The organism is Nocardioides sp. CER19 (assembly GCF_029846275.1).
Classification (GTDB): Bacteria; Actinomycetota; Actinomycetes; order Propionibacteriales; family Nocardioidaceae; genus Nocardioides.
In genome coordinates, this window is the sequence record NZ_JARVWS010000001.1 from 582784 (window position 1) to 602874 (window position 20091).

18 protein-coding genes are annotated in these 20091 nt (G+C 71.7%); 13 read left to right on the plus strand and 5 right to left on the minus strand.

The genetic code is table 11. The annotated features are described in order from the left end of the window. Positions 1 to 42: 42 nt before the first annotated feature. From QDS12_RS02890 to QDS12_RS02905, 4 genes are all read left to right on the plus strand, one after another. Complete coding sequence (locus QDS12_RS02890; RefSeq protein WP_279876737.1) at positions 43 to 549, plus strand: nucleoside deaminase; 507 nt, start codon at positions 43 to 45, stop codon at positions 547 to 549. Positions 550 to 695: 146 nt separating this feature from the next. Continuing rightward, a complete protein-coding gene (locus QDS12_RS02895; RefSeq protein WP_279876738.1) occupies positions 696 to 908 on the plus strand; it encodes a hypothetical protein in 213 nt (70 codons plus the stop codon). Then, positions 905 to 2296: an amidase gene (locus QDS12_RS02900; protein ID WP_279876740.1), complete on the plus strand. Its 1392-nt coding sequence runs from the start codon at positions 905 to 907 to the stop codon at positions 2294 to 2296. The genes QDS12_RS02895 and QDS12_RS02900 overlap by 4 nt, the downstream gene beginning before the upstream one ends. Before the next feature lie 102 nt (positions 2297 to 2398). Further along, entirely contained in the window at positions 2399 to 3511 is a 1113-nt protein-coding gene (locus QDS12_RS02905; RefSeq protein ID WP_279876741.1) for a 5-methyltetrahydropteroyltriglutamate--homocysteine S-methyltransferase, read from the plus strand. A gap of 5 nt (positions 3512 to 3516) precedes the next feature. Here the strand turns inward: QDS12_RS02905 and QDS12_RS02910 are convergent, their stop codons facing one another. Together QDS12_RS02910 and QDS12_RS02915 are read right to left on the minus strand one after the other, a co-directional pair. Then, positions 3517 to 4308 (minus strand): oxygenase MpaB family protein, encoded by a 792-nt coding sequence (locus QDS12_RS02910; protein WP_279876743.1) that lies wholly within the window; start codon positions 4306 to 4308, stop codon positions 3517 to 3519. A gap of 20 nt (positions 4309 to 4328) precedes the next feature. Then, a complete protein-coding gene (locus QDS12_RS02915) occupies positions 4329 to 5201 on the minus strand; it encodes an oxygenase MpaB family protein (RefSeq protein ID WP_279876745.1) in 873 nt (290 codons plus the stop codon). A gap of 99 nt (positions 5202 to 5300) precedes the next feature. Here QDS12_RS02915 and QDS12_RS02920 point away from each other — a divergent pair, with 99 nt between their 5' ends. The 9 genes from QDS12_RS02920 to QDS12_RS02960 all read left to right on the plus strand — a co-directional run bounded on the left by QDS12_RS02920 (position 5301) and on the right by QDS12_RS02960 (position 13731). Next, the gene (locus tag QDS12_RS02920; protein WP_279876746.1) at positions 5301 to 5465 is read left to right on the plus strand and encodes a DUF5302 domain-containing protein; all 165 of its coding nucleotides are present in this window, start codon (positions 5301 to 5303) and stop codon (positions 5463 to 5465) included. Between the two features lie 37 nt (positions 5466 to 5502). Further along, on the plus strand, positions 5503 to 6825 hold the full coding sequence (locus QDS12_RS02925; RefSeq protein WP_279876747.1) for an iron-containing alcohol dehydrogenase: 1323 nt from the start codon (positions 5503 to 5505) through the stop codon (positions 6823 to 6825). Further along, positions 6825 to 7274 (plus strand): thioesterase family protein, encoded by a 450-nt coding sequence (locus QDS12_RS02930; RefSeq protein ID WP_279876749.1) that lies wholly within the window; start codon positions 6825 to 6827, stop codon positions 7272 to 7274. The genes QDS12_RS02925 and QDS12_RS02930 overlap by 1 nt, the downstream gene beginning before the upstream one ends. Before the next feature lie 512 nt (positions 7275 to 7786). Next, the gene (locus QDS12_RS02935; RefSeq protein WP_279876751.1) at positions 7787 to 9145 is read left to right on the plus strand and encodes an LLM class flavin-dependent oxidoreductase; all 1359 of its coding nucleotides are present in this window, start codon (positions 7787 to 7789) and stop codon (positions 9143 to 9145) included. Positions 9146 to 9176: 31 nt separating this feature from the next. Further along, entirely contained in the window at positions 9177 to 10241 is a 1065-nt protein-coding gene (locus tag QDS12_RS02940) for an ABC transporter substrate-binding protein (RefSeq protein ID WP_279876753.1), read from the plus strand. Positions 10242 to 10247: 6 nt separating this feature from the next. Next, a complete protein-coding gene (locus QDS12_RS02945) occupies positions 10248 to 11057 on the plus strand; it encodes an ABC transporter ATP-binding protein (protein ID WP_279876754.1) in 810 nt (269 codons plus the stop codon). An 8-nt stretch (positions 11058 to 11065) separates the two neighbouring features. After that, positions 11066 to 11959, plus strand: a complete 894-nt coding sequence (locus QDS12_RS02950; protein WP_279876756.1) for an ABC transporter permease — start codon at positions 11066 to 11068, stop codon at positions 11957 to 11959. 36 nt (positions 11960 to 11995) lie between these two features. Next, positions 11996 to 12979, plus strand: coding sequence for a TauD/TfdA family dioxygenase (locus QDS12_RS02955; RefSeq protein ID WP_279876757.1), 984 nt, complete (start codon positions 11996 to 11998; stop codon positions 12977 to 12979). A 62-nt stretch (positions 12980 to 13041) separates the two neighbouring features. Continuing rightward, positions 13042 to 13731 carry an NAD-dependent deacylase gene (locus QDS12_RS02960; protein WP_279876758.1) on the plus strand — a complete coding sequence of 230 codons (690 nt, stop codon included), beginning with the start codon at positions 13042 to 13044 and terminating at the stop codon, positions 13729 to 13731. On the opposite strand, the gene treZ is transcribed toward QDS12_RS02960, so the two are convergent. Genes treZ through glgX form a run of 3 tightly spaced genes read right to left on the minus strand, consistent with a single transcriptional unit; the run spans position 13732 to position 20035 of the window. After that, complete coding sequence (gene treZ, locus QDS12_RS02965) at positions 13732 to 15471, minus strand: malto-oligosyltrehalose trehalohydrolase (protein WP_279876759.1); 1740 nt, start codon at positions 15469 to 15471, stop codon at positions 13732 to 13734. Next, positions 15468 to 17855, minus strand: coding sequence for a malto-oligosyltrehalose synthase (gene treY / locus QDS12_RS02970; protein WP_279876760.1), 2388 nt, complete (start codon positions 17853 to 17855; stop codon positions 15468 to 15470). The genes treZ and treY overlap by 4 nt, the downstream gene beginning before the upstream one ends. Then, a complete protein-coding gene (gene glgX, locus QDS12_RS02975; protein WP_279876761.1) occupies positions 17852 to 20035 on the minus strand; it encodes a glycogen debranching protein GlgX in 2184 nt (727 codons plus the stop codon). The genes treY and glgX overlap by 4 nt, the downstream gene beginning before the upstream one ends. Positions 20036 to 20091 lie beyond the last annotated feature (56 nt).

The window sequence follows — 20091 nt, forward strand, 5'->3', positions numbered from 1 at the left end:
GACCTCCACCGCCTCGACGGCACGACAGAAGGCAGGCCCCGCATGACACCGAACGACCCCGACACCGTCGATCGCTTCGAGGGCGACGGCCCGGCGCTCGAGCACGCCGTCGAGATGGCGACCCGGAACGTGAAGGACGGCGGCGGTCCCTTCGGGGCGCTCGTCGTGCGCGACGGCCGCGTCGTGGCCACCGGCGAGAACCGGGTCACCCGCGACAACGACCCGACCGCCCATGCGGAGGTCGTCGCCATCCGCCGCGCGTGCGCGGCGTTGGGCACGTTCTCCCTCGCCGGGTGCACGCTCTACACCTCCTGCGAGCCGTGCCCGCTGTGCCTCGCGGCGAGCCTCTGGTCACGTCTCGACCGGGTGGTCTTCGCCGCCGACCGGCACGACGCGGCACGGGGCGGGTTCGACGACAGCGCGTTCCACGACCAGTTCCTGCGCGACCCGAAGACGTGGACGCTCCCCGTGGTCGAGGAGAACCGCCTGCCGAGCTCGGTGGCGCCGTTCGACGCCTGGCTCGCCCATCCCGAGCGGGTCGACTACTAGGACGAGGAGGCCCAGGCGCCCGGCGGTCCCGGTGAGCCGCGTCATGTCAACCACGAACAGATTGTTGACAATGATGTGCGACAATGGGACGCTGCCGTCACTCATCCCACGTGTTCAGGAGGCGGCGCCGTGACGGAGGGCCCCAGATGCCTGCGCCGCTCGGCGACATCGCCCACCTCGGCCACGTGGAGCTGCTCACCGCCGACCTCGACGGCTCCGCCTGGTTCTTCACCGAGATCCTCGGCGTGACCGAGACCCGCCGCCTGACGACCGAACCCGACGACCACCTGGACGACGGCCGCATCGCCGCGAAGTGGCTCAGCTTCGGCAACAAGTCCTACGACGGAGAGACACGATGAGCGACCTCGACGACCTCAGCCTCCTCGATGCCGCGGCGGCGATCCGCGCGGGGGACATCTCGCCGGTCGAGCTCACCGAGCACGTGCTGGCGCGCATCGAGGCGACGGAGCCGACGCTGCACGCCTACGCCACCGTCGACGCCGACGGGGCGCGGTCGGCGGCGTCGGCGGCCGAGCGGGCCGTGCTGCGCGGCGACGAACTCGGGGCGCTCCACGGCGTGCCGATGGGCGTCAAGGACCTCTTCGACACCGCGGGGATGCGCACCACCTACGGCTCACCGAGGTACGACGGCCACGTCCCTGACCGCGATGCGACCGCCGTGGCGCGACTGCGCGCGGCGGGTGCGATCGTCCTCGGCAAGCACACCACCCACGAGTTCGCCTGGGGCGGGCGCACCGACAGCGCCTCCTTCGGAGCCACGCACAACCCGCACCGCCACGGCCACATCGCCGGCGGCTCCTCCGGCGGCTCCGGCGCCTCGGTGGCGGCCGGCAGCTGCCTCGGGGCGATCGGCACCGACACCGCGGGGAGCGTCCGGATCCCCGCCGCGCTGAGCGGCTGCGTCGGCTTCAAGCCCTCCCGTGGTCGGATCAGCCTGGCCGGCGTCATGCCGCTCTCGCCGAGCCTCGACCACGTGGGTGCCCTGGCGCGGACGGTGGCGGACGCGGCAGCGATCGCCGACGCCGTGGCCGGCCACGATCCGGCCGACGAGCGCACCCTCCACCTGACCGACGGCCTGGCTCCGGCCCAGGTCGCATCCGCGCGGGTCGCCGTACCCGGCGGGTGGTTCCAGGGGCTGCTGCACCCGGCCGTGCGGGAGGCGGTGACCGAGACGGCGTCGACGCTCGTCGGGCTCGGCGTGGAGGTGGAGACCGTCGACTTCGTCGGCGACCCGGACGTACCGCACGCCGTGCTCACGCGCATCCTGTTCGAGGCAGGGCTGCTGCACCGTCCGGCGTTCTCGACCGAGCCGTCCTCGTTCGGGCCAGACCTGGCCGAGCTGCTGTCGCTGCCGTCGCCCACCCCTCTCGAGCTGGCCGCGATGGAGGCCGCGATCGCGCGGTTCTCCGCGCAGCTGCTCTCGTTGCTGGGTGACTACGACGCGCTGCTGGTGCCGACGGTGCCCGTTCCTGCGCCCGAGCTGGGTCAGCGCTCCGTCTCCTTCGACACCCATACCGACACCGACACCGGGGCCGTGGACGTCGAGATCGAGCACGTCCTGACGCGCCTGACCTCGCCGCTCAACGCGGCCGGGCTGCCCGCCGTGAGCGTGCCCGCGGGAGCCGCCGACGGGCTCCCGGTCGCCGTCCAGGTGGTCGGCCGGCCCTATGACGACGCGACCGCCCTCGGCATCGCGGCTCTCGTCGAACGTCGCTCGGGTCATTGATCGAGAGCCGCGGCATCGCCAGACTGGGATCGCATTCGGCGCGGGCCCGCCGCCACGGGTAGCGGTCACCACGGGTCTGCCCGACCGACAGTGAGGTAGCCGATGTCGATCTCCCCTCCGTTCCGTGCCGACGTGGTCGGAAGCTTCCTGCGACCGGACAGCGTCCACAAGGCGCGCCTCGACCACGAGGCCGGCACGCTCGACGACGCCGGCCTCCGGGCGGTGGAGGACGCGGCGGTCCGCGACACCATCGCGCGGGAGGTCGAGTCCGGACTGCGGCTCGCCACCGACGGCGAGATGCGGCGCGCGTGGTGGCACTTCGACTTCTTCGGCGGCCTCGGCGGGGTACACGTGGTCGAGTCCGACCACGGCATCCAGTTCCAGGGCATGGCCACGAAGAGCCAGGTGCTGCGTGTCGACGACACGATCACCTTCCCGGCCGACCACCCGATGCTGGAGCACTTCCGGTTCCTGCGCGACAACGTCCCCGACGGCGTCGTTCCCAAGTTCTCGATCCCGTCGCCGACGGTGCTGCACTTCCGCCTCGACGCGGACGCCGTGACCGCGAGCGACTACGGCGACGACCACGAGGCCCTCTTCGACGACCTGGCGGCCACCTACCGCGCCGCAGTGAAGGCGTTCTACGACGAGGGCTGCCGTTACCTCCAGTTCGACGACACCGCCTGGGCGTACCTGTGCTCGGACGCCGAGCTCGAGAAGGCGCGGGACCGCGGCATCCACGTCGAGGGACTGGCCGAGCGCTACGCCGCGCTCATCAACGCCTCCCTCGCCGACCGGCCCGACGACCTGGTGATGACGACGCACGTGTGCCGCGGCAACTTCCGCTCGACCTGGATCTCCTCGGGCGGCTACGAGCCGGTCGCCGAGCCGCTGCTGGCCGGCACCGGCTACGACGGCTACTTCCTGGAGTACGACACCGAGCGCGCCGGCAGCTTCGAGCCGCTGCGGCACCTGCCCGAGGGGGACAAGACGGTCGTGCTCGGCCTGCTGACGTCCAAGGACGGCGCCCTGGAGGACCGCGACGCGGTCAAGCGCCGGATCGACGAGGCGACGGCGTACGCACCGCTCGAGCAGCTCGCCCTGAGCACCCAGTGCGGGTTCGCCTCGACGGAGGAGGGCAACGTCCTCACCGAGGACGAGCAGTGGGCGAAGGTCCGGGCGGTCGTGGAGATCGCGAGCGACGTCTGGGCCTGACCGGATCAGATGACGCGGGCGCCGGTGCGGAGGCGTCGGCGCACGTCCCACATCACCACCGTGGTGGGAAGTCGGCGCAGCGGCACCGGCACCGCGCGGTAGAGCGGCCGGAAGACCTGCCAGAACCGGTCGTAGCGGCGCTGGTCGCGCTCGTTCCAGGTGAGGCCGAGGACGTCGCGTGCCCGCGGGTCGAGGTTGCCGCGCGTCATGAGGTCCTGCAGCGGTGCGAGCCGGCGGAGTCCGCGCGGCTGGCCGTGCGGGTCGAGCAGGGCGCGGCAGTAGCGCTGGACCGTCGGCTCGGGCTCCAGGGCGTCGAGCGTCCGGTCCCAGTAGGTCTCGAAGTCGGCGGTCGTCGCCGGCCACTGCTCCGGCCTGACCTGCAGCGCGTTCCCGAAGATCTGCGAGTCGCGGTAGATCCGCTCGCGGCCGGCCGGGTCCAGCGGCCCCCACACCTTCTCGTAGACGAAGATCGCGTTGTGGGCCAGCGTCGCCGCCACCCACAGCTGCAGGTCGGGGTCGTACGCCGAGTAGCGGCCCTCCGATCGCACGGGCGCGTGCGCCCTGTTGACGAGCCTCGTGATCGCCCGGCGCTCCTCGTCCGAGCCCAGGATCATCACGTCGACGTAGGTGAGCGTCGTGCGCAGGCGGTCGAACGGCCGGGTCAGCGTGGTGCTGTGCTCGGCGACACCGAGGCCGACGCCCTTCCGTGCGAGCTGGTAGCAGACGGTCGAGCCGGCCCCGAGCATCAGTGCCTGCTCGCGGACGAGGTCCTCCAGCCGCACGGTTGTCGATCCCACGCCGCGGTCCTCGGGTCGGGTCAGGCCTGCCGCTCCGCGGTGCCCCGGACGGGGCAGCCGGGGGTGAACGTGCCGAGGTCGGCGGGGTCGAACCCGCCCGGATAGCTGCGGATGCGGGGCATGTCGCGCACGAGGGCGGGACGTCGCCGGGCCGGCAGCAGGGCGACCACGCGGGCCCGCAGGCGCAGCGCACCGGTCGAGAGCCGGCGCGCCAGCCGTCCGGGCTCGCGGTAGCCGAAGGCCCGCAGCAGGGGCGGGTCCATGAGCGACCGGCTGAAGACGCGGACCGCGGGCGCGACCGCGCGCGGGTAGAACCCGACGAGCAGGTCGAGGGTCGCGTCGGCGACCCGGCGGGCGCCCTCGTCGTAGGCGAAGTGCGCTGCCTCGTAGTCGTCCATCAGCCGGGCGAAGTCGGCGAACGTGTCGGGGATGTCCTTGATGCCCAAGTGGCGGCCCAGCGACTGGTAGTAGCGCACCGCTGCCAGCTTCTCGGCCTCGGTCAGCGGGCGCCAGCCATAGTCGTCGAGCCAGCGCTGGGGGACGACCACGAAGGTGGACAGCACGTAGCGCATGTCGTCGTTCGAGATGTCGTACATCCGGTGCATGGCGTTGATCCGGCGCAGCGCGTCCTTGCCCTCGCGGGAGTCGAAGCCCGACACGAGCGGGGCCTCGAGCAGCAGCGACGTGTCGTCGTACCGCTTCTGGGTGCGGGCGGCGAACTCGCCGGTCTCGTCGAGCAGGCGGCCGATGCTGGGAACCGCGTAGGTCCGGAACAGGGCGAAGCTGAGCGCCTGGTTGAGGTCCCAGGGGAACTCGTAGAGGCCGAGGTTGCGGTAGATCTCGTGGAAGTCGGTCTCGGGGTCCAGGCCCGCGTTGCGTGCCGGCTTGCCCATCGTGCCGCCTCCTCGGTCGGGTCGAGACGACGCTAGTCCGCTCAGGTGCCTGAGTGAATCCCCTCGACGCCGTTTGCCGACCGGTGGCACGGTGGGGTCATGACCGATTCCGGCAACGACGACATCAAGGCCAGGATGCGCGAGGCCCTGGAGCGGAAGCAGGCCAACGACCGCGGGGTCGAGCACGAGGACCACGACCGCGGCCGCGCCGAGCAGCACGGCCCGGCCGGCGCCAAGCGCGTGCACCGCCGCAAGTCGGGGTGAGTCGCGGCGTACGTCGGAGGCACTACCGTGTGCCGGGATGTGTCCTCACCTCCACCACGCCCAGGCGCACGTCGCGCCCGACCTCGAGTCCGCCTTCACCGTCGACTCCTCCCGCGTCACCTTCGGCGTGGGAGCGCTTCGTGAGGTCGGCCACCGGGTCGCCGGCCACCTGCCCGACGGGGGCCGCGTCGCGCTGTTCACCGATGTCCGCCTGCGCGACACCGAGTGGTACCACGATGCCCTGACCGCGCTGCGCGCCCACAACCTCGAGGTCGTCGTCTTCGACGGGGTCCTCGTCGAGCCGACCGACGTGTCGATGGGGGAGGGCGTCGCTTTCGCCCGCGACACCCGGGCCGACGCGTTCGTCTCGCTCGGCGGCGGCTCGGTCATCGACACCGCGAAGCTGGCCAACCTGCTGGCGACGCACCCGGGCGAGCTCCTCGACTACGTCAACGCGCCGCTCGGCGGTGCCCGGCCGGTGCCCGGCCCGCTGAAGCCCCACGTCGCCTGCCCGACGACGAGTGGCACCGGCAGCGAGGTCACCGGCATCGCGATCTTCGACCTGCTCAGCGCGCACGCGAAGACCGGCGTGAGCAGCCCGATGCTGCGGCCCACCGAGGCGGTCGTCGACCCGCGCACGACCGCCACGCTGCCCGCCCACGTCGTCGCCAGCAGCGGCCTCGACGTGCTCTGCCACGCGGTCGAGTCACTGACCGCGCGGCCCTTCACCAGCCGGCCGGCCCCCGCCCCCGCGACGAGCCGCCCGGCCAGCCAGGGCGCGAACCCCTGGAGCGACCTCGGCGCCCGTCAGGCGATCGAGCTGATCGGCCGCTACCTGCGCCGCGCCGTCGCCGACGGCCGCGACGAGGAGGCGCGCCATCAGATGATGTGGGCGGCCACCCTGGCCGGCATCGCCTTCGGCAATGCGGGGGTCCACGTCCCGCACGCCATGGCGTACGCCGTCGCCGGCCGCGTGCGCGACTACCGCCCCGCTGGCTATCCGCAGGACGCGCCGCTGGTCCCGCACGGCTACGCGGTCGCCGTCAACGCACCGGCCGCGTTCCGCGCGCTGGCGCCGACCGCGCCGTTCCGCCACCTGGAGGCGGCCCGGTTGCTCGGCGGCGACACGGCGGGCGTCGGCCCCACCGAGTCCGGCGAGGTCCTGGCCGAGACGATGGCCCGGCTCATGCGCGACATCGGCGCCCCCAACGGCATCGGCGGCGTCGGCTACACGGCCGACGACGTGCCCGACCTGGTGAAGGGCGCCGCGCCGCAGCGCCGGCTGCTCGACAACGCCCCCAGCCCGGTGCACGAGGCCGAGCTCGACGCGATCTTCCGCGACGCGCTCAGGTGCTGGTGATGGGAGCGCCCCAGGAGAAGGCGCAGCGGCCGACGTACGGCGCCTATCCGCACCACGCCGAGCTCACGACGCGCTGGATGGACAACGACGTCTACGGCCACGTCAACAACGTCACCTACTACAGCTACTTCGACACGGTCGCCAACGAGTACCTCATCCAGCACGGGGGCCTCGACATCGAGCGCTCGCCCGTGATCGGCCTCGTGGTCGAGTCGGGTTGCAGCTATCACGCTCCGGTCTCCTACCCGCAGCGCCTGCGGGCCGGGCTCCGCGTCGACCGGCTCGGCAACCGGGCGGTCACCTACGGCATCGCGATCTTCAGCGGCGACTCCGACGACGCGGTCGCGCACGGCCACTTCGTGCACGTCTTCGTCGACCGCGCGACCCGCACCTCGGTGCCGATCCCGGACAAGATCCGCGAGGCGCTGGCGGCGATCGCCGTCGCCTGATCTCCCAGGCCGAGCTCGCGTGGCTCGCCGACGTCCAGGCGATCCTCTGCGCGCACTCCCACCTCCAGCTGACCCTGCACCTCCGCGGCATCCTCGTCCCGGTGACGCTGGGCGTCATCACGCGCATCGACCTCACCGCGCCCCCGCACCTGGGAGCGCGCGGTGCCTGGCGCCGGCGCGACGGTCGTCGACCTGGGCGGGCAGTTCTCGCCGGCCTTCCACGTGCCCGACCGGCATCGTCCGAGGCTGAAGCCGCCCCTCCGTCCACGTCTGTCCGTCACACGAGACGGCGTTGACTCATTTAAGTCGAGTTACTTACTGTATTTATGTGAGCACCTCCCAGACGTCCCTGTCCGAGACCTGTTGTCCTAGCTGAGGACCGCCGCGGCTCCCATCGCCGCGCGCCCCTGCGGTGCCCGCCCCTCGGGTGCTGCCTCACACCTTCCGGCCGACGACGGCCCTGCCTCGTCGCGCCCGCACACTCCTGCCCTCTCTCGAGAAGGAATCCCATCGTGACCGCCCAGACCGGCCGCCAGCTGAGCCTCAACGCCTTCCTCCACGACACCGGCCACCACGAAGCGTCGTGGCGGCACCCCCAGAGCGCGATCGAGCGCGTCGACGACATCACCTGGTACCAGGAGATCGCCCGCACCGCCGAGGCGGCCAAGCTGGACGCCGTCTTCCTGGCCGACGGGCCGGCCTGGTACGGCAGCGGCTACCGCCCGAGCCACGAGTTCGAGCCGATCACCCTGCTGACCGCGATCGCGACGGTGACCGAGCGGATCGGCCTCATCTCGACGGCGTCCACGTCGTTCTACGAGCCCTACAACCTGGCGCGGCTCTTCTCGAGCCTCGACCGCATCTCCGGCGGCCGCGCCGGATGGAACATCGTGACCACGTTCAGCGAGGACGCGGCCCGCAACTTCGGTCTCGACGGGACGCCGAGCAACGAGGACCGCTACGCCCGCGCCCAGGAGTTCATCGACGTCGCCACCAAGCTTTGGGACAGCTGGGAGGACGACGCGGTCGTCGCCGACCGCTCGTCGGGCGACTACCTCGACGTCAGCAAGATCCATCCCGTCGACCACGTGGGCCGCTACCTCAAGGTCAAGGGGCCGTTCAACGCCCCGCGCTCGCCCCAGGGACGACCGGTCTACGTGCAGGCGGGCTCGTCCAACGAGGGCCGGGCCTTCGCGGCCCGCAACGCCGAGGCGATCTTCACGGCCCATCAGACGCTCTCCGACGCGCAGGCGTTCTACGACGACATCAAGGCGCGGTCGCGCTCGTTCGGACGCAACCCCGACCACGTCCTCGTGCTGCCCGGCATCAGCCCGTTCATCGGCGACACGGCCGAGGAGGCCCGCGAGCTCTACGAGTACTTCAACACCCTGACCGTGCCGGCGTACGGGCTCGACCAGCTGGAGAAGATGGGCGGCGTCTCGCTGCGCCACCTCGAGCTGGACGAGGTCGTCCCGATCGAGGTCTTCGGCGCGGCCGGCAACGTGCTCGACAACCAGCGCAGCCGCAAGCAGGTCATCGCCAACATCGTCGAGCGCGATCGGCCCACGCTGCGCCAGCTGCTCCACCGGCTGGCCGGCGGCCGCGGGCACAACGTCGTGCACGGCACGCCGGTCCAGATCGCCGACACGATCCAGGAGTGGTTCGAGAACGGCGCGGCGGACGGGTTCAACGTCATGCCTCCGCTCTACCCGCAGCTCCTCGAGGCGTTCGTCGACAAGGTCGTCCCGATCCTCCAGGAGCGCGGCCTGTTCCGCACCGAGTACACGGGCGACACCCTGCGCGACCACTACGGCCTGCCCCGCCCCGAAAGCCTCTACAGCGCCGATCTCGCGCTCGCCGCGGGCAAGTGACCCCCGACCCCTCACCCCGAAGGAAGATCCAGTGGCACGTTCCTCCACGACCGACCAGTCGAGCCGGCCGCGCGGCCGGACCCGCCCGACCCTCGTCCTCTCCGCCGTCGCCGCCCTGGCGATGGCAGCCCTGACCGCGTGCGGCGCCTCCTCCGGAGCGGAGACCAAGGGCGGCGTGACCACGCTGCGCTACCAGGGCTGGAACAACCAGGTCACCCTGCCCGAGCTCGCCGAGGACCTCGGCTACTTCACGGGCAAGGTCAAGCTGAAGTGGGTCGGCAACACGATCTCCGGCCCGCAGGACATCCAGTCGGCGGCCACCGGGCAGACCGACTTCGGCGGCGCCTTCGGTGGCGCGGTCGAGAAGCTCGTCAGCTCCGGCGCCCCCATCAAGGCCGTCCTCAACTACTACGGCGGCGACGCCAAGACATTCACCGGCTACTACGTCCTCGACGGCAGCCCGCTCGAGAGCGCCAAGGACCTGGTCGGGAAGAAGGTCGCGGTGAACACGCTCGGCGGCCAGAACGAGGCCGACGTCTTCAACGAGCTGCGCTCGGCCGGCCTGTCCGAGGACGACGTCAAGAAGGTGCAGCTGGTCGTGCTCCCGCCGACCAACCAGGAGGACGCGCTGCGCCGCCACCAGGTGGACGTGGCAGCGCTGTCTGGCCAGTTCCAGCAGCTCGCCCTGGCGCACGGCGGCCTTCGACCGCTCTGGACCCAGCTCGACCAGTACGGCCAGTTCAACGGGGGCCAGTACGTCTTCCGCAAGGACGTCATCGCCAAGAACCCCGAGGCCGTGCGCGCCTTCGTCGACGGCGTCGGCAAGGCGATCGAGTGGGAGAAGAAGACGCCGCAGGACCAGGTCCGCGCCGAGTTCGTGAAGATCATCGAGGGCCGCAAGCGGACCAACGAGAACACGGAGAGCATCAAGTACTGGCTCAGCTCCGGCGTGCCGTCGTCCTACGGCGTGATCAAGGACAGCGACTTCGACCTCTGGAAGGACTGGCTGCTGTCGACCGGCTCGGTCAAGGAGGCCCCGGACGCCGGCGACCTCTACACCAACGAGTTCAACCCCCACGCGAAGCAGGCCGGGTGATCGGCGATGACGACCGAGATCAGCATCAGGAACGTCACCCAGACCTTCCCGGACCGGGCCACCGGCGGTGAGTTCATCGCCCTCGACGACGTCAGCCTCGAGGTGCCGGCCGGCCAGTTCCTCACCCTCGTCGGTCCGTCCGGCTGCGGCAAGTCGACCCTCCTCGACCTGGTGGCCGGGCTGACCCGGCCCACCCGGGGCGAGGTCACCCTCGACGGTCGACCGGTCACCGGGCCCGGCCTGGACCGGGGCGTTGTGTTCCAGCAGTACGCGCTCTTCCCCTGGCGCACCGCACTCGCCAACGTCGAGTTCGGGCTCGAGGAGAAGAAGGTGCCGCGCAAGCAGCGCACCGAGCGTGCCCGCGAGGTGCTCGGCCTGGTCGGGCTGTCGGCCTTCGCGGACCGCTACCCCCACGAGCTCTCCGGCGGCATGAAGCAGCGCGTCGCGATCGCCCGCAGCCTCGCCTACGAGCCCGAGGTGCTCCTCATGGACGAGCCGTACGCCGCCCTGGACGCCCAGACCCGCGAGGCGCTGCAGGACGACCTGCTCGCCATCTGGGACCGCACCGGCACGACGATCCTCTTCATCACCCACGGCATCGAGGAGGCCGTCTACCTCGGCCAGCGGGTCGCGGTGATGACGTCCCGGCCGGGACGGATCAAGGCGACCGTCGACATCGACCTGCCCGAGGCCGGCGCCGGCGAGGACCGGCGCTCGACGCCGGAGTTCGTCGAGCAGCGCCACCACATCTGGAAGCTGCTGCAGGACGAGGTGCGCCGCAGCTTCGAGACCCAGCAGACCCCCGTCGCCGTCTAGGAGCCGCCATGAGTCAGACGATCACGACCTCTCCCGAGCTGAAGGCCGGGGCCGACGCCGACCCGACGGACACGGCGACCCTCACTCCGGCGCAGCCGGGTGCCGGGGCGAGCCGGTCGCCCCGGCGGCGTACACCCCTCGCCGCGGTCGGGCACGGCCTCACCGTCACGCTCAAGCGCGTGATCGCGGTGGTCGCGTTCCTGGCGCTGTGGCAGATCGCGCCCAAGGCCGGCTGGGTCGAGCCGGCGTTCCTGCCGCCGTTCACCGAGGTGGTGCAGGCGCTCCAGCGGCTGGCCGCCGACGGGACGCTGTGGACCGACATCGTCGCCAGCCTGCACCGGTCGCTCACCGGCTTCCTGGTCGCCAACGCGATCGCGATCCCGCTCGGCCTGCTCATCGCCTGGTACAAGACGGTCGCCGAGGTGCTCAGCCCGCTGCTCACGGTGTTCCTCAACACCGCCGCCGTCGCGCTGATCCCTGTCTTCACCCTCATCCTCGGCATCGGCGACTTCTCGAAGATCGCGATGATCGCCTACGCCTGCTTCTGGGTCGTCCTGTTCAACACGATCAGCGGCGCACGCAACGTGGACCCGCTGCTGGTGAAGTCGGCGCGATCACTCGGCCTCTCCAACCTCAGCCTGTTCCGCAAGGTCGTCCTGCCGGCCGCGCTGCCGGCCATCTTCACCGGCGTCCGGCTCTCCGGCGCCGCGTCGATGATGGTCCTCATCACCACCGAGTTCGTCGGCGCCAAGGCCGGCCTCGGCTACCTGATCATCTCGGCCGAGAACAACTTCCAGATCCCCGAGATGTACGCCGGCATCCTCACGATCTCCGTGATCGGGGTCGGCTTCAACTACCTCCTGCTGCTCCTCGAGCGTCGCTTCTCGCGCTGGCGCGCCTGAGTCGTTCCGTCCACCCACCCCTCGAGAGGACCCTCCATGACCATCCAGCTCGACCGCACCCTGACCACCCAGACGATCGCGACGCAGGCCGAGCCCGAGCCGGGCTACGACACCATCGAGGTCCGGAAGGTGGGCGCCAACATCGGCGCGCAGATCGGCGGCGTCACGATCGGCGGGGACGTCCCGGCCGCCCAGGTCGCCGAGGTCAAGCGGGCTCTGGCCGCCTACAAGGTGGTCTTCTTCCGTGACCAGCACGCCGCCGGCGACGCCGAGCAGCGGGCGTTCGCCGAGCTCCTCGGCACGGTGACCAAGCCGCACCCCACCGTCGCGGGCGACGGCGAGGCGATCCTGCCCATCGACTCCGACACCGGGAAGGCCAACAGCTGGCACACCGACGTGACGTTCGTCGACCGGATCCCGGCGGCGTCGCTGCTGCGCGCGGTCGAGCTGCCGCCCTACGGCGGGACCACCGTGTGGGCGAACACGACCCGCGCCTACGAGCAGCTGCACCCGGCGCTCAAGGCGCTCACCGAGCGGCTCTGGGCGGTCCACTCCAACCTCTACGACTACGCGGCCGAGCGCGACGAGAAGCGGATCGGCGGCATCGACGTCAAGGAGCAGGCCTACCGCGACGAGTTCGGCCACCTCGAGTACGAGACCGAGCACCCGGTCGTCCGGGTCCACCCGGTCACCGGTGAGCGCACGCTGCTGCTGGGGCACTTCATCCGGCACTTCGTCGGGCTGTCCAGCCGCGACTCCTCGGACCTGTTCGACCTGCTCCAGCGCCACGTGACGCGCCTGGACAACACGGTGCGCTGGAGCTGGCGGCCGGGCGACCTGGCCATCTGGGACAACCAGGCCACCCAGCACTACGCCGTCGACGACTACGACGACCAGCACCGCCGGCTGCACCGGATCACGCTCGCCGGCGACGTGCCCGTCAGCGTGGACGGTGTGCGCAGCAGCGTCCGCAAGGGCGACGCGACCCACTTCTCGCCGGTGGCGACACCCAGCGCCTGAGCGTCATGACCCAGCAGGGCGCGCCGGTCACCCGGCGTGCCCTGCTGGCTACCCTCGGACCCGTGAAGATCGTCGTGCTCACGGGCGCGGGCATCTCCGCCGAGAGCGGGGTCCCCACCTTCCGCGCCGCCGACGGGCTGTGGGAGGGCCACCGCGTCGAGGACGTGGCCACGCCCGAGGGGTTCGAGCGCGACCCGGAGACGGTGCAGCGGTTCTACGACGACCGGCGCGCCCACCTGTCCACCGTCGCGCCCAACCCGGCGCACGTGGCGCTCGCTCGACTCGAGGCGCAGGGAGACCACGACGTCCTCGTCGTCACGCAGAACGTCGACGACCTCCACGAGCGGGCCGGATCGCACGACGTGCTGCACATGCACGGGGAGCTGCTGAGCGCGTGGTGCCTCGCCTGCGACGGGCGGTTCCGCTGGGACGGGCCGCTGCTGGACCGGCCCGCGTGCCCCGGCTGTGGCGACCAGGGGCTGCGACCCGACATCGTCTGGTTCGGGGAGTACCCCTACGAGCTCGACCGCATCGACGAGGCGCTGCAGCGGGCCGACCTGTTCGTGTCGATCGGCACCAGCGGCGCCGTCTACCCCGCCGCCGGCTTCGTCCGGTCGGCCCACGCGTACGGCGCCCGCACCCTCGAGCTCAACCTCGAGCCGACGAACGGCACCGACCTTTTCGACGAGGCCCGCCACGGGCCGGCCGGCACGGTCGTCCCGGCCTGGGTCGGCGAGCTGGTCGCGGGCTGACTACCCCGACAGCAGCACCCCGGCATGCGCCGGCAGCGTCACCCGCTCGCCGTCGTACGACGCTCCGGCCGGTGTCTGGAAGAGCACCTCCATCCCGGGGGCGTCCACGGTGGCGGGGGAGTCGCCGAAGTTCACGACGATGAGCGTCGCGCCGCGCCGGAGCTTGAACACCCGGGTCTCCTCGTCGGCCGTGGCCTGGACGTGCGTGAACGCCGGGTCGGTCAGGTCGGGGAGGCGGCGTCGGAGGTCGGCGAGCCTGCGGTAGAGCCCGAGCAGGCGGGCGCCGCGCCCGGAGGAGCCTTCGGACCAGTCGAGCCGGGACCGCCGGAACGTCGCCGGGTCCTGCGGGTCGGGGACGGCGGCGGCGTCCCAGCCGTGCTCGGCGAACTCCTGGATCCGGCCCTCGGCCGTCGCCCGCGCCAGCTCCGGCTCCGGGTGCGAGGTGAAGAACTGGAACGGCGTCGACGCGGCGAACTCCTCGCCCATGAACAGCATCGGCGTGAACGGGCCGCACAGCGTGAGCAGCGCGGCACAGGCGAGCTGGTCGTCGTCGAGGTGCTCGGTCAACCGGTCCCCGGTGGCGCGGTTGCCGACCTGGTCGTGGTTCTGGTTGGCCACGACCAGCCGCGAGGTCGGCATGGTGGCCCGGTCGATCGGTCGCCCATGGGGCCGCCCGCGGAAGGACGACCAGGTGCCGTCGTGGAAGAAGCCGTGCTCGCACACCTTCGCGAGCGCCGAGAGCGGGGCGAAGTCGGCGTAGTAGCCCTGGGTCTCGCCGGTGAGCGCCACGTGGAGCGCGTGGTGGAAGTCGTCGCTCCACTGGGCGTCCAGCCCGCGGCCGCCGGCCTCCCGCGGCGTGACCAGCCGGGCGTCGTTGAGGTCCGACTCGGCGATCAGCGTCAGCGGGCGGCGCTGGTCGGCGGAGAGCGCCGCCGTCTCGATCGCCATCTCCTCGAGCAGGTGGGTGGGCGACCCGTCGACGAGGGCGTGCACGGCGTCGAGGCGGAGCCCGTCGACATGGAAGTCGGCCAGCCACATCCGCACGTTGTCGAGGATGTAGCGGCGCACCTCGCCCGAGTCCGGGCCGTCCAGGTTCACCAGGTCGCCCCAGGTGTTGCGACCCTCCTTCAGGTAGGGCCCGAAGAGCGGCAGGTAGTTCCCGGAGGGGCCGAGGTGGTTGTAGACGACGTCCTGGATGACGCCGAGGTGGGCCGCGTGGCAGGCGTCGACGAAGCGCTGGTAGGCCGCCGGGCCGCCGTACTCGTCCTGGACGGCGTGCCACAGGACGCCGTCGTAGCCCCAGTTGTGGGTGCCGTTGAACGCGTTGACCGGCATCAGCTCGACCAGGTCGACGCCGATCGAGCGCAGGTGCCCGAGCCGCTCGACCGCGGCGTCGAGCGTGCCCTCCGGCGTGAACGTCCCGACGTGCAGCTCGTAGATCACCGACCCCGCCAGCTGACGCCCGGTCCAGGTCCCGTCGCCCCAGTCGTACTCCGTCGGGTCGAACGTCCGGGACAGTCCGTGCACCCCGTCCGGCTGCCAGCGCGACCGCGGGTCGGGCCGGGGGGTCTCGTCGTCGCCCAGCAGGTAGCCGTAGTCGACCTCGGGCCCGGCGATGACCGGCGCGGCCGGCGTCCACCAGCCGTCGTCGGCGCGGGTCATCTCGACGGTGTCGCCGTCCACCAGCAGCCGCACCCGCCGCGGACGGGGGGCCCAGACGCTGAACCGGGGCCGGCTCATCGCTGGACCCTCACGAGCAGCGCGACGGGGTAGACGGCCAGCAGGCAGCCGACCTGACCGGTGGTCGTCTCGGCGCCGGACAGCTCGTCGCGCCAGCGGCCCGGGGGCAGCTCGAGGTGGGTCCCCTGCCAGCCGCCGACGCGCTCGAGGCCGACCGGCAGCCGGGTGGCGACGGTCAGGGCGCCGCCCCGATCGAACGCGATGACGTGGTCGGCGGCCGGGCCGACCGCGGTCACCGGCGTGTAGCCGGTGAACAGCTCCGGGCGGTCGCGACGCAGGGTCAGTGCGCGGTGCACGAGGTGCAGCTTCGCGGCGCCGCCGTCGTCGATCTTGTCGGTCAGGGGTGGCTGGCCGACACCGGCGAGCAGCTCGGCCCGCAGGTCGAGGTCGATCGGGCGCCGGTTGTCCGGGTCGACGAGGCTCTGCTCCCACAGCTCGCTGCCCTGGTAGACGTCCGGCACCCCCGGCATCGTGAGGGCCAGCAGCTTGGCGGCGAGGGCGTTCGACCAGCCAGGCCCGGCGATCCGTTCGAGGAGCGGCTCGACCACGCGGCGCACGCGCTGGTCGTCGTACAGGCTGTCGACGAGGCGGTGGACCGCGGCCTCGTAGCCCTCGTCGACCTCGGTCCACGTCGTGTGGTCGCCGGCCTCGCGCATCGCCTTCTCGGCGTAGGCGTGCAGCCGCTCGCGGGAGACCGGCCAGGCGCCCAGCGCCGCCTGGAGCAGCAGCGCGGCGAACCCGGGGTCCGGCGGCTCGGTGGCTGCGAGCACCTCCTCCAGCGTGGCCGCCCACTCGCCGGGCAGCTCGGCCAGCACGGCGATGCGTGCCCTGACGTCCTCGCCGCGCTTGGTGTCGTGCGTCGACAGCGTCGTCATGGCGTGCGGACGGCGCTCCTGGCGCGTGGCCATCGCCTCGTGGAAGCCGGCCACCGACAGGGAGAAGTGTGCCGGGTCGCCGCCCACCTCGTTGAGGGAGGTCAGCCGCGACCAGCGGTAGAAGGCGCAGTCCTCCACGCCCTTCGCCATCACCATGCCGCTGGTCTGCTGGAAGCGCCGGGCCGGCGCCGACCACGGGTCGGAGAGGACCGGCAGCAGCACGTCGTACGTCGCCTCGAGGTCGGGTCGGCGGATCCTGGCCCGGGCGAACGCCTCGTCCAGGTGCTCGCGCCCCTCGGGCAGGTAGGAGCGGTAGACCGGGAAGCAGGCGAGCAGCTCGGCGACCGCGTCCTCGACCTCGGCGAAGGGCGCGCTGATCCCGGGCGTGCGCCGGACCTCGCGGGTGATGCGTCGCACCTCGGAGTTGAGGATCGTGTCGGCGACCTGCCGCTTGAGCCCGTGCGTCAGCGTCGCCCACTCCACCGGGCCACCGCGCAGCCTCGCCTCCAGGTCGTCCAACGGCGCCTCACCGGCGGGGTCGGTCAGCACCCGGTCGACGAGGGCCAGCGCGTCGTAGCCGGTCGTGCCGGCGGTGGCCCAGTCGCCGGGCAGCTCCTCCACCTCGGTTCCTGAGGAGCCCGTGAGGGACGAGCGGGCGTCGCGAAGCGCGAGGATCTTCTCCACGAGCACGTAGGCGCCGCCGGTCAGGGCCGCGAGGTCGTCGAGGTAGCGCCGGGGGTCCCGGAGCCCGTCGGGGTGGTCGACGCGGAGCCCGTCCACCAGGCCCTCGTCGAACCACCGCCTGATCTCGACGTGCGTCTCGGCGAAGACCTCCGGGTCCTCGACCCGGACGGCCGCGAGGGTGTTGACGGCGAAGAAGCGCCGGTAGTTGAGCCCCTCGTCGGCGACGTGCCAGTTGACCAGCTCGTAGTGCTGGCGGTCGTGGACGGTGTTCGGGTCGTCGCCGGGCTCCCACGACCCGGGCGCGATCGGGTAGTGGTGGTCGTGGTAGAGCAGCTCGCCGCCCTCCGGCGTGTCCACGAGCCGCAGGTTGGCGATCGGGCCGCCGGAGGGCGGCTGGTCGTCGTCGCCCACCACCGGGACCCGGATCCGGCCCTCGCCCGCCGCCCAGTCGATGTCGAACGCCGTCGCGTGCTCGGACTCGCGACCCAGCCGCAGCACGTCCCACCACCAGGGGTCCTCGGCCGGCGTGGCCACGCCGACGTGGTTGGGCACGATGTCGACGAGGACGCCCATCCCGAGCCTGCGCGCCTCCTTCGAGACGGCCGCGAGTCCCTCGGGGCCGCCGCGGTCCGGATCGATCCGGTCGAACGCGACGACGTCGTAGCCGTGCTCGCTGCCCGGCTCCGCGGCCAGCAGCGGCGAGAGGTAGACCCAGTCGACGCCGAGGTCGTGCAGGTAGGGCAGCCGCCGGGCCGCCTCGAACAGGTCGAAGTCGCGCGTGATCTGCAGCCGGTAGGTGCTGGCCGGGACGCGCACGGTCGTCACCGGCTGAGCGCCGCGACGGAGGCAGCGACGGAGTCGTCGGGCTCGGTCGTCGTCCCGCGGTGCTCGCGGAACACCATGACGCTGCGGGCCACCAGCGGGAACGTCGAGCCGGCGCCGAGAGTCTTGCCCTCGGCCGAGTCGCCGGTGTCGACGAGCACCTCCCACCGGTCGGCGTACTCCTCCGGGGGGAGGGTGACGTCGGCGTCGCTGTCGGCGTTGAGGTAGATCAGGAAGTGGTCGTCGATGATCCGCTCGCCGCGGGCGTCGGTGCCGGCGATGCCGTGGCCGTTGAGGTACATCCCGATCGCCTGCGCCCCGTCCGACCAGTCGCTGTCCTCCATCGGCTTCCCGCCCAGGCCGAGCCAGACGATGTCGTTGAGCCGGTCGCCGTCCTCGCCCGGCACCTGGGTGCGGACCGTCGTGCCGGTGAAGAAGCGGCGCCGCCGGAACGTCGGGTGCGAGCGGCGCAGCCGGACCAGCGACGCGGTGAACTCCAGGAGCGGGGTGTCGGCCTCGTCCCAGTGCACCCAGCTGAGCTCGTTGTCCTGGGCGTAGACGTTGTTGTTGCCCTGCTGCGTCCGGCCCAGCTCGTCGCCGTGCAGGATCATCGGTACGCCCTGCGAGAGCAGCAGCGTCGCCAGCAGGTTGCGCTGAGCCTTGGCCCGCTCGGCGAGGATCGCGGGGTCGTCGGTCGGCCCCTCCGCCCCGTGGTTCCACGACCGGTTGTGGCTCTCGCCGTCGTTGTTGTCCTCGCCGTTGGCCTCGTTGTGCTTCTCGTTGTAGGAGACCAGGTCGCGCAGCGTGAAGCCGTCGTGTGCCGTGATGAAGTTGATCGACGCCGACGGCTTGCGCCCGCTGTTCTCGTAGAGGTCGGACGACCCCGCCAGCCGCGAGGCGAACTCGCCCAGCGACGGCTCGCCGCGCCAGAAGTCGCGGACCGTGTCACGGAACTTCCCGTTCCACTCGGTCCAGTTCGCCGGGAAGCCGCCCACCTGGTAGCCGCCCGGACCGATGTCCCACGGCTCGGCGATCAGCTTCACCTGCGAGACCACCGGGTCCTGCTGCACGAGCTCGAAGAACGCCGACAGCCGGTCGACGTCGTAGAACTCCCGGGCGAGCGCGGCGGCGAGGTCGAACCGGAAGCCGTCGACGTGCATCTCCTCGACCCAGTAGCGCAGCGAGTCCATGATCAGCTGCAGCGAGTGCGGCTGCCGCACGTTGAGGGTGTTCCCGGTGCCGGTGTAGTCCATGTAGTACTGCTCGTCGTCCTCGACGAGCCGGTAGTAGGTCCGGTTGTCGATGCCCTTGAACGACAGCGTCGGCCCGAGGTGGTTGCCCTCGGCGGTGTGGTTGTAGACCACGTCGAGGATGACCTCGATGCCCGCCCGGTGCAGGGTCTTCACCATCTGCTTGAACTCCTGCACCTGCTGGCCCGCGGCCACGCCCTCGCGCTGCACCGCGTACGCCGCGTGGGGAGCGAAGAACCCGAGTGTGTTGTAGCCCCAGTAGTTGCGCAGACCCTTCCGCAGCAGCGCGTCGTCCTGGACGAACTGGTGCACCGGCATCAGCTCGATCGCGGTGATCCCGAGCTTGGTCAGGTGCTCGATCGTGGCCGGGTGCGCCACGCCGGCGTACGTGCCGCGCAGCTCGGCCGGCACGTCCGGGTGCAGCTGGGTCAGGCCCTTGACGTGCGCCTCGTAGATGACCGAGTCGTTGTAGCGGTAGCGCGGCCGGGTGTCGCCCTCCCAGTCGAAGTAGGGGTTGACGACCACCCCGAGCATCATGTGCGGCGCGGAGTCGTCGTCGTTGCGCTCGTCGGGCGCGTCGAACCGGTAGCCGAAGACGCTCGGGTCCCAGTCGATCTCGCCGTGCGTCGCCTTGGCGTAGGGATCCAGCAGGAGCTTGTTGGGGTTGCAGCGCAGCCCGTTCGCGGGGTCCCACGGGCCGTGGACGCGATAGCCGTAGCGCTGCCCGGGCTGCACCTGGGGCAGGTAGGCGTGCCAGACGAAGGCGTCGACCTCGGTCAGCGGGACGCGCGTCTCCGCGCCGTCCGCGTCGAACAGGCACAGCTCGACACGCTCGGCCACCTCGCTGAAGAGAGCGAAGTTGGTTCCGCTCCCGTCGAACGTGGCGCCGAGGGGATACGGCTGTCCGGGCCAGACCTCCACGGGCTCGATCATGCCGTCAGGTATCCACCCCTGGGAATGATCACCACCCTGAACGGCTTGTGTTTAGT

Excerpts from the sequence above, each read along its gene's own strand:
- QDS12_RS02955 (WP_279876757.1), top strand. The coding sequence starts at position 11,996 with ATGACCATCCAGCTCGACCGCACCCTGACCACCCAGACGATCGCGACG.
- QDS12_RS02950 (WP_279876756.1), top strand. The coding sequence starts at position 11,066 with ATGAGTCAGACGATCACGACCTCTCCCGAGCTGAAGGCCGGGGCCGAC.
- glgX (WP_279876761.1), bottom strand. The coding sequence starts at position 20,035 with ATGATCGAGCCCGTGGAGGTCTGGCCCGGACAGCCGTATCCCCTCGGC.
- QDS12_RS02905 (WP_279876741.1), top strand. The coding sequence starts at position 2,399 with ATGTCGATCTCCCCTCCGTTCCGTGCCGACGTGGTCGGAAGCTTCCTG.
- QDS12_RS02915 (WP_279876745.1), bottom strand. The coding sequence starts at position 5,201 with ATGGGCAAGCCGGCACGCAACGCGGGCCTGGACCCCGAGACCGACTTC.
- QDS12_RS02925 (WP_279876747.1), top strand. The coding sequence starts at position 5,503 with ATGTGTCCTCACCTCCACCACGCCCAGGCGCACGTCGCGCCCGACCTC.
- QDS12_RS02890 (WP_279876737.1), top strand. The coding sequence starts at position 43 with ATGACACCGAACGACCCCGACACCGTCGATCGCTTCGAGGGCGACGGC.
- treZ (WP_279876759.1), bottom strand. The coding sequence starts at position 15,471 with ATGAGCCGGCCCCGGTTCAGCGTCTGGGCCCCCCGTCCGCGGCGGGTG.
- QDS12_RS02895 (WP_279876738.1), top strand. The coding sequence starts at position 696 with ATGCCTGCGCCGCTCGGCGACATCGCCCACCTCGGCCACGTGGAGCTG.
- QDS12_RS02945 (WP_279876754.1), top strand. The coding sequence starts at position 10,248 with ATGACGACCGAGATCAGCATCAGGAACGTCACCCAGACCTTCCCGGAC.
- QDS12_RS02900 (WP_279876740.1), top strand. The coding sequence starts at position 905 with ATGAGCGACCTCGACGACCTCAGCCTCCTCGATGCCGCGGCGGCGATC.
- QDS12_RS02930 (WP_279876749.1), top strand. The coding sequence starts at position 6,825 with ATGGGAGCGCCCCAGGAGAAGGCGCAGCGGCCGACGTACGGCGCCTAT.
- QDS12_RS02920 (WP_279876746.1), top strand. The coding sequence starts at position 5,301 with ATGACCGATTCCGGCAACGACGACATCAAGGCCAGGATGCGCGAGGCC.